Source organism: Arthrobacter gandavensis, assembly GCF_039528575.1.
Lineage (GTDB): Bacteria > Actinomycetota > Actinomycetes > Actinomycetales > Micrococcaceae > Arthrobacter_B > Arthrobacter_B citreus_B.
Genome location: NZ_BAAALV010000002.1, coordinates 833,821 through 846,604 on the forward strand (window position 1 = coordinate 833,821; position 12,784 = coordinate 846,604).

16 protein-coding genes are annotated in these 12,784 nt (G+C 65.6%); 11 read left to right on the plus strand and 5 right to left on the minus strand.

Annotated elements, in window-relative coordinates; translation table 11 throughout:
- Positions 1 to 19: 19 nt before the first annotated feature.
- Together ABFX29_RS07135 and ABFX29_RS07140 are read left to right on the plus strand one after the other, a co-directional pair.
- On the plus strand, positions 20 to 232 hold the full coding sequence (locus ABFX29_RS07135) for a helix-turn-helix domain-containing protein (protein WP_055239164.1): 213 nt from the start codon (positions 20 to 22) through the stop codon (positions 230 to 232).
- A 188-nt stretch (positions 233 to 420) separates the two neighbouring features.
- Positions 421 to 519 (plus strand): 30S ribosomal protein bS22, encoded by a 99-nt coding sequence (locus ABFX29_RS07140; protein ID WP_003792170.1) that lies wholly within the window; start codon positions 421 to 423, stop codon positions 517 to 519.
- Positions 520 to 615: 96 nt separating this feature from the next.
- On the opposite strand, the gene ABFX29_RS07145 is transcribed toward ABFX29_RS07140, so the two are convergent.
- A complete protein-coding gene (locus ABFX29_RS07145; protein WP_152226126.1) occupies positions 616 to 1,428 on the minus strand; it encodes an HAD family hydrolase in 813 nt (270 codons plus the stop codon).
- 67 nt (positions 1,429 to 1,495) lie between these two features.
- Here ABFX29_RS07145 and ABFX29_RS07150 point away from each other — a divergent pair, with 67 nt between their 5' ends.
- Together ABFX29_RS07150 and ABFX29_RS07155 are read left to right on the plus strand one after the other, a co-directional pair.
- Positions 1,496 to 1,759 carry a glutaredoxin family protein gene (locus tag ABFX29_RS07150; RefSeq protein ID WP_152226127.1) on the plus strand — a complete coding sequence of 88 codons (264 nt, stop codon included), beginning with the start codon at positions 1,496 to 1,498 and terminating at the stop codon, positions 1,757 to 1,759.
- Between the two features lie 122 nt (positions 1,760 to 1,881).
- Positions 1,882 to 2,592, plus strand: a complete 711-nt coding sequence (locus ABFX29_RS07155) for a redox-sensing transcriptional repressor Rex (protein ID WP_152227266.1) — start codon at positions 1,882 to 1,884, stop codon at positions 2,590 to 2,592.
- 4 nt (positions 2,593 to 2,596) lie between these two features.
- On the opposite strand, the gene ABFX29_RS07160 is transcribed toward ABFX29_RS07155, so the two are convergent.
- The 3 genes from ABFX29_RS07160 to ABFX29_RS07170 all read right to left on the minus strand — a co-directional run bounded on the left by ABFX29_RS07160 (position 2,597) and on the right by ABFX29_RS07170 (position 5,209).
- Positions 2,597 to 3,496 carry a hypothetical protein gene (locus tag ABFX29_RS07160; RefSeq protein WP_152226129.1) on the minus strand — a complete coding sequence of 300 codons (900 nt, stop codon included), beginning with the start codon at positions 3,494 to 3,496 and terminating at the stop codon, positions 2,597 to 2,599.
- Positions 3,497 to 3,671: 175 nt separating this feature from the next.
- A complete protein-coding gene (locus ABFX29_RS07165) occupies positions 3,672 to 4,463 on the minus strand; it encodes a DUF6264 family protein (protein WP_152226131.1) in 792 nt (263 codons plus the stop codon).
- A 206-nt stretch (positions 4,464 to 4,669) separates the two neighbouring features.
- A complete protein-coding gene (locus ABFX29_RS07170; RefSeq protein ID WP_152226133.1) occupies positions 4,670 to 5,209 on the minus strand; it encodes a YceI family protein in 540 nt (179 codons plus the stop codon).
- A gap of 146 nt (positions 5,210 to 5,355) precedes the next feature.
- Here ABFX29_RS07170 and ABFX29_RS07175 point away from each other — a divergent pair, with 146 nt between their 5' ends.
- From ABFX29_RS07175 to ABFX29_RS07200, 6 genes are all read left to right on the plus strand, one after another.
- Positions 5,356 to 6,018 (plus strand): histidine phosphatase family protein, encoded by a 663-nt coding sequence (locus ABFX29_RS07175; RefSeq protein WP_152226134.1) that lies wholly within the window; start codon positions 5,356 to 5,358, stop codon positions 6,016 to 6,018.
- Between the two features lie 95 nt (positions 6,019 to 6,113).
- Positions 6,114 to 6,713 carry a TlpA family protein disulfide reductase gene (locus tag ABFX29_RS07180; protein ID WP_152227268.1) on the plus strand — a complete coding sequence of 200 codons (600 nt, stop codon included), beginning with the start codon at positions 6,114 to 6,116 and terminating at the stop codon, positions 6,711 to 6,713.
- A gap of 77 nt (positions 6,714 to 6,790) precedes the next feature.
- The gene (locus tag ABFX29_RS07185; RefSeq protein WP_152227270.1) at positions 6,791 to 7,507 is read left to right on the plus strand and encodes a cytochrome c biogenesis CcdA family protein; all 717 of its coding nucleotides are present in this window, start codon (positions 6,791 to 6,793) and stop codon (positions 7,505 to 7,507) included.
- A gap of 68 nt (positions 7,508 to 7,575) precedes the next feature.
- Positions 7,576 to 9,312 carry a cytochrome c biogenesis protein ResB gene (resB, locus tag ABFX29_RS07190; protein ID WP_152226136.1) on the plus strand — a complete coding sequence of 579 codons (1,737 nt, stop codon included), beginning with the start codon at positions 7,576 to 7,578 and terminating at the stop codon, positions 9,310 to 9,312.
- A complete protein-coding gene (gene ccsB, locus ABFX29_RS07195; RefSeq protein ID WP_152226138.1) occupies positions 9,312 to 10,340 on the plus strand; it encodes a c-type cytochrome biogenesis protein CcsB in 1,029 nt (342 codons plus the stop codon). The genes resB and ccsB overlap by 1 nt, the downstream gene beginning before the upstream one ends.
- 163 nt (positions 10,341 to 10,503) lie before the next feature.
- The gene (locus tag ABFX29_RS07200) at positions 10,504 to 11,916 is read left to right on the plus strand and encodes an MFS transporter (protein WP_152226140.1); all 1,413 of its coding nucleotides are present in this window, start codon (positions 10,504 to 10,506) and stop codon (positions 11,914 to 11,916) included.
- Between the two features lie 6 nt (positions 11,917 to 11,922).
- Here ABFX29_RS07200 and ABFX29_RS07205 read toward each other — a convergent pair whose 3' ends face one another.
- Positions 11,923 to 12,300 (minus strand): PLD nuclease N-terminal domain-containing protein, encoded by a 378-nt coding sequence (locus tag ABFX29_RS07205; RefSeq protein ID WP_152226142.1) that lies wholly within the window; start codon positions 12,298 to 12,300, stop codon positions 11,923 to 11,925.
- A 118-nt stretch (positions 12,301 to 12,418) separates the two neighbouring features.
- Between ABFX29_RS07205 and ABFX29_RS07210 the strand changes: the two genes are divergently transcribed.
- Entirely contained in the window at positions 12,419 to 12,727 is a 309-nt protein-coding gene (locus ABFX29_RS07210) for a DUF4229 domain-containing protein (protein WP_152226145.1), read from the plus strand.
- The last annotated feature ends 57 nt before the right edge of the window (positions 12,728 to 12,784 follow it).

The following is a 12,784-nucleotide window of genomic DNA, read 5'->3' on the forward strand; positions in this document are numbered from 1 at the left end:
GCGAAGGAACAAGAGATAAATGGCAGACGAGAGCAATTTCTCGGACGTGCGGTTTCTGACGGTGTCAGAGGTCGCGGATGTCATGCGCGTGTCCAAGATGACCGTTTACAGGCTGGTGCATTCCGGGGAACTCCCGGCAGTCCGTTTCGGGCGGTCCTACCGCGTTCCGGAGTCTGCGGTGCAGCAGGTTCTGCGCAACGCCGTCATCGACCGGCAGTCCGGAACGGCTTAGGCACTTTTCAGTCCGTAACCTGATTCGGGGCTGCTCCCGGCGCTGTCCATCAAGGCTGCGCGGAGGCGGTACCCTGTTAAAGAACGTTTCATTCTGGCTAGTAATTGCCGGAACCGATGCTGGCGGGCCATGAGGCCTGACGGAAGCGGGGACCGGCATGGCTCCTAATTTAAGTTTGTGAGGACTCTGTGGGTTCAGTAATCAAGAAGCGCCGCAAGCGTATGGCCAAGAAGAAGCACCGTAAGCTGCTTCGTAAGACCCGCCACCAGCGCCGCAATAAGAAGTAAATTCTTCTTAGCTGCCGCGAAGCCCGCCGTCCGAACAGGACCTGGCGGGCTTCCGCTTTTAAGCCACTGCTGCTCCAGTGCTCCGGCGGGCTGCTGTTAGCGGGAACGTACCCAGGAGAATCCGCGCCACAGCCCGTAAGCCGCACCTGCGAGTGAAGCCGTCTTCAGGCCCAGCGTTGCCGCCCGGCGTCCGGAGCGGAAATCATAAACCGGCCAGTTGTGGTCACGGGCATGGCGGCGCAGCCGCGCGTCCGGGTTGATCGCCACGGGATGCCCCACCATGCTGAGCAGCGGCACGTCGTTGTAGGAGTCGCTGTACGCCCAGCAGCGCTCCAGGTCCAGGCCCTCCTGTTCGGCCAGTTCCTTCACACCGGCTGCCTTCGCCGGTCCGTGCAGGAATTCACCCACCAGGCGCCCGGTGTAGAGCCCGTCCGTGACTTCGCTGACGGTTCCCAGTGCACCGGTGAGGGAGAGCCTGCTCGCAATCACAGAGGCGACTTCAACCGGGGTACCGGTAACCAGCCAGACCGGGCGGCCCGCTTTGAGGTGCTGTTCGGTCAGTGCACGGGTTCCCGGCCAGATCTTGGAGACGATCATCTCGTCATAAACTTCTTCGCCCAGGATGCGGACGTCCTCGGCGGCCAGTCCGGTGGCGAACGCCAAGGCGGCGTCCCGGACGCTGTGCACGTCCTTCAGGTTCTCGCCTTGGAGCATAAAACGCAGCTGCTTGACGGCGAACCCCGCCGCTTCGCGGAGCGTAAAGACCTTCTTTTGGTACATTTTCCGGCCCACGTGGAACAGGCTGGCACCGCGCATCAGGGTGTTGTCGACGTCGAAGAATGCTGCTTCTCCCGGGTTGCCTGCCGCGGCCGGAGAATCGGCGGCACGGACGAGCGTGGGACGGGGCATGCAAGAAGTCTACTGAAAAACCTCACCGGAACGCGGAAGCGCGGCTTGGGAGGCTAAGTTGGAAGTCATGAAAGATGCCTCTTCCGGAGCCCATGTACCTGAGCTCCTTCTGCTGACCCGCCCAGGCTGCCATCTTTGCCAGGCCGCCCGTGAGGTTCTGGACCGGGTCTCGGCCGATCTCGGAGTCCCCTGGCAGGAACGCTCGATCGAGGAGGACCCCGAGCTTCAGGAACGTTTCGCCGAAGAGATTCCAGTGCTGATGATCGACGGCGTGCAGCGCGATTTCTGGCAAATCGATGAAGCGCGCCTGCGCCGCCTGCTGGCAGCGTAACCGGGCGCTACACACACTTGGACGCCGGGAGAACCGGTCATAAAGTGGAGAATCTCTCGGGGCCGCCCCGCCTGCAGGAGCCGCACCGCAGCCCATAGCTAACGAAAGTTGCCGAAGTGAGTATGCCGGATGATCCAGACGCCGCGGGTCCTGCCGTGTCTGCGCACGGGCGGCACATTCCGCCGGCCTCCCTTGCACGGCTGACGGTTTACCTCAGGGTCCTGGGGACCATGCTGACTGAGGGCGTTGAGCGGGTGTCGTCCGAGGAGCTCGCGGAAGCGGCGGGGGTGAATTCTCCCAAGCTGCGCAAGGACCTTTCCTATCTGGGTTCCTACGGAACGCGCGGGGTTGGCTATGACGTGCCTTATCTCAGCGGCCAGATTTCGGCAGCCCTGGGCCTGACCCTGGACTGGCGGGTGGCGATAGTTGGTGCCGGGCACCTGGGACGTGCCCTGGCCGGGTACCCGGGTTTTGGGTCCAGGGGCTTTGAGGTGGTGGCGCTTTTTGACGCCGATCCGCTGACCGTGGGGCAGGAAGTAGGCTGGCTGCGCATTTCTGACGTGCAGTCGCTGGAAGCCGTGCTGGAGAAGACCCGGGCCAACATGGCTGTCCTCGCGGTTCCCGCTGATGCGGCGCAGGAGATGTGCACACGCCTGGTGGACGCCGGAATTACGAGCATCCTCAGCTTTGCGCCGGTGGTCCTGCAGGCGCCTCCGGAGGTCCAGATCCGAAAGGTGGACATGGCCACTGAACTGCAGATCCTTGCTTACCACGCGCAGCGCGCCCAGGTTTCCGCACTCGCAACCGATGCCCAGGCGCGCCTGATGCGCTGAGAGCCTAGGCGGTCCTTCCGCCATGGGTTGCGAAATACCGGCTGCTGGCCGGCATGAACGCAAGACCGGTTCCCAGCCCAGCCAGCAGGGCCCCGGCCACATGGACAAAGGAACCATCCCGGAACCCAAAGAACAGGGCTGCGGCCACCACCACGCAGGCACCGGTCCGTGCCCAGCTCCTGCCGTCCCGTACCAGGGAAGCCAGCAGCAGGAAGATTCCGAACGCGACCGCGGCAACGGCAACATCCGCAACCCTGGCAAGCGAAAGGATCGTCTCAACCGGAACGCGCAGCTCCGCCAGCTGGGCAGCTGCCTGGGGGGCCGGCCGATCCGGATCCAACGCCGCACGCAGGCCGGCAATCAGGCCCAGCACACCCCCTGCAGTGATGAACAGGACTGCGGCCTTCACGGGAAAAGGAGCCGGACGCCTGGTCTTGCGGTCGGAGATCCGCGGCGGCCGCGGTGCTGCTGCAGGAGCCGACGGCATGTGGCTCGGGCGGGACGGCGTTTTGGCTGCGGGGCGCGGCAGTACCGGCGGTTTGGCAGGTTGCCCTGCGGGGACGGCTGCCGGGCTGGACACCGTCCGGGCGGTACTGTCTGCGGGCAGGTTCACCGATCCGTTGAGGACAGACTCGCTCCGGCGCGGGCGGTGGGCAGCGGGCGAGGAAAGAGCCAGTTGGATGACTGCGTCCGGGAACCGGGCCCAGCCGAACAAGCGGCCCATGCCGGCGTGGCCGGCAGCGGGTTTGGGCGGATGCGGGGCAGCATCGCCGGTTTGCAGATCCCGGCCCGGGGACGAATCATCCTTTTCGGCGGGCCGGTGAAGACCGGGATGCAGGATGCGGTTGGCGAGGGAGTTGGTGCCTGCTCGGGATGAGCGGGGCGCTGCGGGAGGAGTCGTCATAATCGTCGCCGCCTTCACAAGACCGGGAGAATCGAAGCCCCGCCGTGCTCCCGAGGGTGCCCGGCGGAGACTCAACGCTACGCGTCACTGCTTCTGCTGTGACCTGTGCCGGCCTGAACCCGTGCGCGGACTGCCCAGATTCTCTTGCATGGGCCCGGGGCCCGGCACGGATTCCCTAGTAGGCACGGTAGGGATTGAACTCCCGGCGCCGGAAGTAGGGGTTGCTCGGGCGCAGGTAGAGCATGACGATTCCTGCGATTCCGGCCAGTGAGGACAGCAGTGAGAGCCAGCCAAGCAGTGAGGTGACATAGACCGGCAGGGAAACCAGCAGCCCGACGGCGGAAAAGGCGGCAAACACTGTGCCCAGGATCCGAGCCCAGTTATGTCCCTTCAGGATGAACCAGGCGATCAGGACGTACAGGCCGAGTCCAATGATGCTCAGGACCACGGAGAACCAGACGACGAAGCCTCCGGCGTCCTGGATGTCCACATTGGCGTCCCGCAGAGAATCCAGCTGGGCAACGGTGAGGACGTCCGGCAGGCGGAAGGAAGTCACGAGGTTGCTAATCAGGGACAGCACCCCGGCGGCGATGATCAGCCAGAAACCAATGACGACCTCCCGGGGCGCCGGTCCCTTTGGCTGGCTTTGCTGCGGTGCCCCCGGGTAGCTGTAGCCGGAGGGCTGGGCCGGCTGGTACCCGTAGGACTGTCCGTACTGGCCCTGTCCGTACGGACTTTGGCCGGACTGCCCCGGGGGCGGCCCCTGCTGGCCGTACGGCGTGCCCTGGGGATCGGATCCCTGTGCCGGATGCTGCCCGGGCTGCGGAGGAATGTGCGGCTGGGCCTGCTGCTCAGGCGTCTGGCCATACTGGCCATAGCGCGGTTCGGGCCGGGGATCGCCTGCGGAGCCGTCGCCGTGCGCGGGGTTTCCTTGATCCTGGGGATCGGGAACGTTGGGAGTGCTCATTGGGGCCCGCCTGCCGTGTGGATTGGCCTGCCGGCAAGTCGCCGGCAGGGCAGATAACCCATCTGCGAAGTCGGAAGCCAGTCTATGCCTCCAGACTGTCCCTCCACACGGGGAGCGGAGCATTTCCCGCGGCTCGGCAGCGCTTAAAGAACGCAGATCCGGGGCGCGTTCAGCGCTCCGGATCTGCGTGGATGTCCTGTGGAGGATCAGGCCTTTACGAAGGCTGCGTCCACGTTGATGGTCACCTTGTCGCCCACGAGGACGCCGCCGGTCTCCAGCGCTGCGTTCCAGGTCAGGCCGAACTCCTTGCGGCTGATGGCCGTGGAACCGGAGAAGCCGGCGCGGGTGGCGCCGAAGGGGTCAACGGCCACACCGTTGAATTCGACGTCCAGGGTCACCGGGCGGGTGGTGTCCTTGATGGTCAGGTTGCCGGTGAGCTTGTAGCTCTCACCCGAGCCTTCAATGCCGGTGGCGGTGAAGCGCAGTTCCGGGAACTGCTCCACGTCGAAGAAGTCTGCGCCCTTGACGTGTGCGTCGCGGTTGGCATCGTTCGAGTTGAAGGACGCGGCGTCGATCACGGCTGTGATCTTGGAGTCGCTGAGGTCCTGGCCAACCTCCAAGGCGGCGGTCACCTTGTCGAAGTTGCCGCGGACCTTGCTGATGCCGGCGTGGCGGACGGTGAAGCCAACCTCGCTGTGGGAGGAGTCGAGGTTCCAGGTGCCTGCTGTCAGACCGGTGGGGATCATGTGTTTCTCCTTGGTTTTAGTTGGTGGCAGGCACTTTGTGCCATCGCCAGTAGATGCATTTGCATCCACTATTACACACATTGGTCAAAGGTTCAAGCGTTTGTGAAGATTTAATCTTCCCCGGCGTGTCTGCGAGACTGGGAAGCATGTCCCGCGCCTCAATCCACCTCGTCCGTCACGGTGAAGTCTTCAACCCGGACGGCGTTCTCTACGGCAGGCTGCCCGAATTCCATCTCTCCGACCTCGGCCGCCAAATGGCGGACCGGGTAGCAAAGCACTTCGAAGAACGCCGGAACGACGGCGCGAAGCTGGTTTACCTGGTCGCTTCACCGCTGACCCGCGCCCAGGAAACGGCGGCTCCCATCGCCCGCGCCCTCGGAGTTGAAACGGTCACCGACGAGAGAATCCTCGAAGCGGAGAACCGCTTCGAAGGGCTCCCCGGGGTGAAGCGGCAGCTGCGCAATCCCAAGTACTGGCCGCTGCTGCGCAATCCCATGAAGCCCTCGTGGGGCGAGCCATACGCTCAGCAGGTGGACCGGGTCATGGCTGCGGTGCATGAGGCGAGGATCCGCGCACTGGAGCTGGGCGGCAGCGGCGCCGAAGCCGTCCTGGTCAGCCACCAGCTGCCCATCTGGGTCACCAGGCTCGCCGCGGAAGGACGCAGGCTTTGGCACGATCCCCGGAGCCGGGAATGCACACTCACCTCCGTGACGACCCTTGACTTCAACGACATGGAACTCACCGGGGTCCGGTATGCCGAGCCGTCAGCCGACCTCCTGCCCGGGGCAGCGAATCTGCCGGGCGCATAATACAATTACTACGCGTTGTAGAAGTGGCCGCCCCCTGCCGCGATGAAAGCTGGAGATCCGTGAAGAAACCGACAAGCGAAACACCGCCCTCCGCCATGCACCGCAGGTCGTTCCTGCGCCTTGGTGCCGGGCTGGCGGTTGGAGTGCCGCTTGCGGCTGCACTGGCCGGATGCTCGGCGGACGATCCGCTGGCTGAACAGGCCAAGGCCGGAGACAACAAGAACTACATCGCCGGTGACGGTTCCGTCACTGAATATGCCCCCTCCGAACGCGGTGAGCCGGTTCGGCTGAGCGGAACCCTCTTCGACGGCACGGAAGTCAGTGCTACGGACTGGGCCGGCGACGTCGTCGTCCTGAACTTCTGGTACGCCGCCTGCGCTCCCTGCCGGAAGGAAGCTCCGGACCTCGTGGAACTCCATGACACGTATGCCCCGGAAGGCGCCCGCTTTTATGGGGTCAACATCCGGGACGAGGCCAAGACCGCAGAGGCTTTCGAGCGGAACTTCGCCATTCCCTACCCCAGCTTCGAGGACCGTAACGGGGGAGTGCTGCTGGCCATGACCAGCTTCGTGCCGCCGCAGGCCGTCCCCACCACGCTGGTCCTTGACCGCGAAGGCAGGGTTGCCGCGCGCATCCTGGGCCTGGCGGACAAGGGCACCCTGAAGACCCTCATCGCCGACGCGCTGGCCGCGTAGCCAAGGTGCCGCCCGTGCTTCCCGCTGCCGCCGTGCCGGCAGCCAACGTCTTCGCCGAGACGATCCTGAACGGATCGATGCTTCTGGCGATCCCCGTTGCCGTGCTGGCCGGGCTGGTTTCCTTCCTGTCCCCGTGTGTGCTGCCCCTGGTGCCGGGCTACCTCGGCTACGTCACCGGCCTGACCGGAATCGACCTGCAGAAGCAGCGCCGCGGCCGGATGTTCACCGGGATTGCCCTGTTTGTCCTGGGTTTCTCCGTGGTGTTCGTGGCCATAGGTGCCGGAATCGGACAGCTCGGTGCCTGGCTGCGCGGTGCCGAGCAGGCCTGGATACAGCAGGTGCTCGGCGCGTTGATCATCCTGCTGGGCATCATCTTCATGGGCGGCCTTTCCTGGTTCCAGCGGGACCGCAAGATCGAGGCGCGCCCTCCCGCCGGGCTCTGGGGCGCCCCGCTGCTGGGAGTTACCTTTGGGCTGGGCTGGGCTCCGTGCCTGGGCCCCACCCTCTCTGCCGTGCAGCTGCTCTCCTTCTCCGGGGATGACGCCTCCGCCGCCAAGGGTGCCCTGCTGACCTTTGTCTACTGCCTCGGCCTGGGCCTGCCGTTCCTGCTGATCGCACTGGGCTTCCGGCGCGGCATGGGAGCCCTGGGCTTCTTCCGCCGCTACCGCGTGGGCCTGCAGCGTTTTGGCGGCGGCATGCTGATCGCCCTTGGCCTGCTGATGGTCACCGGCATCTGGAATCTTTGGATCAACCAGCTGCAGGGCTGGCTGGACAGCGTGACCCTGCCGATCTGATGAATAAACCTCCAAACCCGTCCCCAGAGAACAATGAGAACCAGTTGAAACCTGAACCGGAGAGCGAAATGACGCCACAGCCTCCCGTGGAGAACACGGAAGCGGATACCGCTGCTGCGGACCGCCCGGGAGAAAAGGCTGGCAACGACGTCGCCCTTCCCGCCCTGGGCCTGCGCGGCACCCTGCGCTGGGCGTGGACGCAGCTCACCAGCATGCGCACGGCGCTGTTCCTGCTGCTGCTGCTCGCGGTGGCCGCGGTGCCCGGCTCGCTGTTCCCCCAGCGCCCGGCCAACCCCGGGGCGGTAACCCAGTACATTCAGGACAATCCGGACACCGGGCCCTGGCTGGACCGGTTCCAGCTGTTCGACGTGTACTCCTCGGTCTGGTTCTCGGCAATCTACCTGCTGCTGTTCATCTCCCTGATCGGCTGCGTCATTCCCCGTGCCAAGGTCCACTGGAAGGCGCTGCGCTCCAAGCCGCCCCGCACACCCACACGGCTCTCGCGGCTGCCCGAATACGGGACCCTGGCCGTGCCTGCGGGCACCGGACTCACCGCTGCCGGCGCCGCCCGCGACGCCGCAGCCGTGCTCCGCAAGCGGGGATACCGGGTTGAGGCCCGGGACCTGGACGGTACCCGTCCGTCTGTCGGTGCCGAGCGCGGTTTCGCCAAGGAAACCGGCAACCTGATCTTCCACGTCTCGCTGATCGGCGTGCTGGCCTCCGTCGCCGTCGGCGGGCTGCTGGGCTACAACGGGCAGCGCATCGTGGTCGAAGGGGATACCTTCGTCAACACCCTGGTTGGCTACGACACCTTCAGCCCGGGCACGAACTTCTCCGAATCCCAGCTCAGCCCCTATTCCCTGACCCTTGATGACTTCGATGTCACCTTCGACCGGCAGCCGAACGGCAACGTCCAGCCGCTGGACTTCACTGCAGGTGTCACCGTGCAGGAAGACCCGGAGGAGGAACCCCGCTCCGAGACGCTGAAGGTCAACGAGCCGCTGAACGTTGGCGGCACCAAGGTCTACCTGGTCGGCAACGGCTACGCCCCGGTTGTCACCGTCCGCGACGGTGAGGGTGAGATCGCCTTCCAGGGCCCGGTGGTGGGTGTCCCGACCGACGGCGTCTACACCTCGCTGATGGTCATCAAGGCACCGGACGCGAAGCCGGACCAGCTTGGATTCGTCGGGTTCTTCCTGCCCACGGCCATGCTGGATTCAAACGGTGTCTCCTTCTCAGGGGACCCGGATCCGGTCAACCCCCAGCTGAACCTGAACTCCTACTACGGCGACCTTGGCCTGGACAACGGGGTACCCTCCAACGTCTTCGTCCTGGACACCGAGGACCTCACGGAGCTGAACAACCGCGACCTTGATTCCGGCGGCATTGTCCTGGGCATGAACCAGAGCTACGACCTGCCTGAGGGCAAGGGGTCCATCAGCTTTGACGGGCTGCTGCGCTACGCCGCGCTGGATGTGCACTATGACCCGGCGAAGACGGCGGTGGGCATTTTCGCCGCGCTCAGCCTGGCCGGGCTCTCTGCGTCGCTCTTCATTGCACGCCGCCGCGTTTGGGTTCGTACCGGAACCGCCGACGATGGACGCATAATGGTCGAGTACGGATTGCTGGCCAGGGGCGAAGACCCGCGGCTGGAAACTGAGGGCGAAGCACTGCGGACCCTGCTTGAAAAGAAGTGGCTGGCGGGCGCCCCCGCCGCAACCCCAGCGGAAGGCCCGGAAACCCTGGCCGATGCATCAGTGACCGGCAGCACCGGACGCACGGAAGAAACAGGTAAGGACTCCTAATGCCCTCCATTGACTACCAGCTCGCGGAATACAGCGACCTCTTTATGCTGCTGGCGGCGTTCACCTATACGGTCGCGCTGCTCGCCTTTGCCTGGGATCTGGCAAAGAGCAGCAAGACGCTGAAGGCGATCGACCAGAAGGCCGCAGTCCAGGCCGCTCCGAAGGTCATGGCGACTGCGGGAGCTCCGACGGGACCGGCGGACTCCAGCCGCCAGTGGAACACCGGCGAAGCAGTAACCGCTGACGACGCGATGGGCTACACCGGTGCCCGCCGCAACGCTGCCCGCGTCGCCGTCGCCCTCACCGCGCTGGCCACGCTCATCCACGCAGCCGCCGTGGTTTCCCGTGGACTCGCCGCACACCGCGTGCCGTGGGGCAACATGTACGAGTTCTGCACCACCGGCGCCCTGGTGGTCTCGGTGGTCTTCCTGCTGGTGCTGCTGCGCCGCGACATCCGGTTCCTGGGCACCTTCGTGGTTGGCCTGGTGCTGATCATGATGATGGCAGCGACCATCGGCTTCCCCACCCCGGTTGGGCACCTGATTCCGGCACTGCAGAGCTACTGGCTGATCATCCATGTCTCCGTTGCCGTGATCGCCTCCGCCCTCTTCACCCTGACCTTTGCCATGTCCGTGCTGCAGCTGCTGCAGGCTGACCGCGAGGCCAAGGCCCGCGCCGGCGGCAAGGAGCGCTTGGCGTTCCTGAAGATCGTTCCCTCGGCCCAGTCCCTGGAGAACTTCTCCTACCGCATCAACGCTGTTGCCTTCGTGCTGTGGACCTTCACCCTGATGGCCGGCGCCGTGTGGGCCGAGCAGGCCTGGGGCCGTTACTGGGGCTGGGACACCAAGGAAGTCTGGACTTTCGTGATCTGGGTTGTTTACGCCGGCTACCTGCACGCGCGCGCCACCCGCGGCTGGACCGGCACCCGTGCCGCCTGGCTCTCGATCGTCGGCTACCTCTGCGTGGTCTTCAATTTCACGATCGTGAACGTCTACTTCGCCGGCCTGCACAGCTACTCCGGCGTCTAGGATCTCCACCTCAAAAACCCCGCTCCGGCTCCTGCCGGGGCGGGGTTTTTGCGCCGGACCCACTCCGCAAACGCTCTGAACGGTGCCAGACTGGGCCAATGAGTCTCCGCGCAGGGTACATCCGGCGAGCAGCACTTGTCCGGGTCGACACGTCTGGGCGTTCATGAAGCCGGCGGGCAAAGCCGTCATCGCGCTGACCGCGTGCTGCATCGCCCAGTTCGTCCTGACGGTCAACGGCTCGATCGTGAGCATCGTCCTTCCCGACATTGCGAGGGAGTTCGGCTCCTCGATGACGTTGCTGCAGTGGACGGTAGGAGTCTACGTCCTCGCTTTCGCGTGCCTCCTGACAGCGGCGGGCAACATGGCCGACCGGCTCGGCCGCCGCCGCATCCTGATCGCCGGACTCGCCGTAATCCTGATCGGCTCCCTGGTCTGCGCGCTGAGTTCCGATGCCGCTGTGCTCATCGCCGGGCGCGTCGTGCAGGCCGTCGGCGCAGCAATGCTCGCTTCGTCGGGGCTCGCCGCTGTCTCGGCCGAGTCAACCGTCACCGCGGTGCGGGTCCGCGCGATCGCGTGGTGGGCCGCGATTGGCGGTGTCGCCCTGGCCGCCGGACCCTTCATCGGTGGCGTCCTCAGCGAGTACTTCGGATGGCGCGGCGTGTTCTGGATGAGCGTCCCGGTCGCCCTCATCGGCCTGATCCTGGTGCCGGTCTCCGTCAAGGAGTCACGCAACCCCTCGCCGCAGCCGTTCGATGCCGTCGGGCAGATCCTGCTGTCGGGGTTCCTCGCTGCGCTGGCCTTCGCGATGATCGAGGGCACGCAGCTTGGCTGGACCTCGGCGCCTATCCTGATCGCGCTCGGGGCCGCGGCTGTGCTCCTCACTGTCGGGCTGCTGCGTGCCCGGCGCCGGCCGGATCCCCTGATCCCGCTCCGGCTCTTCGCCGACCGCCCCTTCGTCCGGGCCTCGCTCACCTCGATCATCGGCTTCGCCGCCGCCGCAGGCTTCTTCTATGTCGCCCCGCAGTATCTGCGCTCGATCCGCGGGGAGAGCGCGCTGGAGGCGGGCATCTTCCTCCTGCCGCTCGCGATCGCCGCTCTGGCTTCCGCCCAGCTGTCCGGGCGGATCGTCGCGGCCGGGCGGGCGGGCCAGGACCTGGTGGCGGGCGGAGTGGTCATGGCACTCGGTTCGGTGATGCTGCTGGTGTGGTCGGACGGCTCGCTGTGGGTGGTCGCGGCGGCGTTCATCATCTTCGGATTCGGCTACGGACTGCTCAACGATCCGCTCAGCGTGGAGGAGCTCGCATCGCTTCCCGACTCGGAGGCGGGCCTGGCTTCGTCGCTGTTCTCGACGTCGAAGCAGACCGGTCAGCTCTTCGGCATCGCGGCGGTGGGCACCATCCTGTCCGCGGCCTCGCCGGACTTCGCGCCAGCCTACCGCGATGCGGGCGGGTGGGGCTGGGCTGCACTGGTAGTCTGCGGCGTCGCGGTCTCCGCCCTCAATGTCCCGTCCCTGGGAAGCCGCGCCAAACCGATCCGCACCCGCACCACCACGACACCGGACGGGCCTTCCCGTTAAAGGCGGCTAGCTGCTGCTGGGCTTCTCGTCGTCGTTCTGCTTGGAGCGCTTCTCACGGTCGGCGATTTCCTGCTCGCGGCGCTTGAGCTCTTCTTCCTTCGCCTTCTGCCGGCGTCGGATCTCCAGGTTGCGGAGGAACTCGGGATCGTCGTCCGGGGCGGTGGGACGCCGGGGCGCGCGGGGCTTGGGCTCAGGTCCGTGGCCGGGGCGGCCAAAAAGGAACCAGAGGATCGCGCCAAGGACCGGCAGCAGCAGGATCACCGCGAGCCAGAAAGGTTTGGAGATGCTGCGCACTTCATGGGCCCGGGACATAAGGCAGTCGATGACGGCGTAGATAATTACGGCTGCGACGACGATGACGCCGAGGAGTACGAAGCGGGGCATGCCACCCAGTGTAGTGGAGCCAGCTGGAGGCGGCCTGAATGGTTTCCAAAGGCACCCAATTCGTGATCCCGTGAACTGTCTGGGAACCGGATCAGGTGCGTACCCGTAGAATGGGGACGTGGCTTTCTGGAAATTTACCGCTCTCCGCCTTGGTCTGGTGGCAATCTTCTTCGTTGCAGGCATTTACCTGCAGCTTGGGCTGGTGCTGTCTGCCATCGTCTCTGCCGTCCTGGCGTGGTGCGTGACGTACCTGTTCTTCCGGGACATGCGCGACGCCGCGGCCGTAGGCCTGCAGAGCCGCTTCAGTGAAAAGACGCCTCCCTCCCGTAACCGTGCCGAGCTGGACGACTCCGCTGCCGAGGACTCGCTGCATGACGCGAACCCCGACGTCACCATCGACGCCGACCGCAAGCCCCGCGAAAACTAACCCACCCCTGCCTCCGCCGGCATCTTTGCTAGGGTCGACGGACAGTATTGCCCGGCT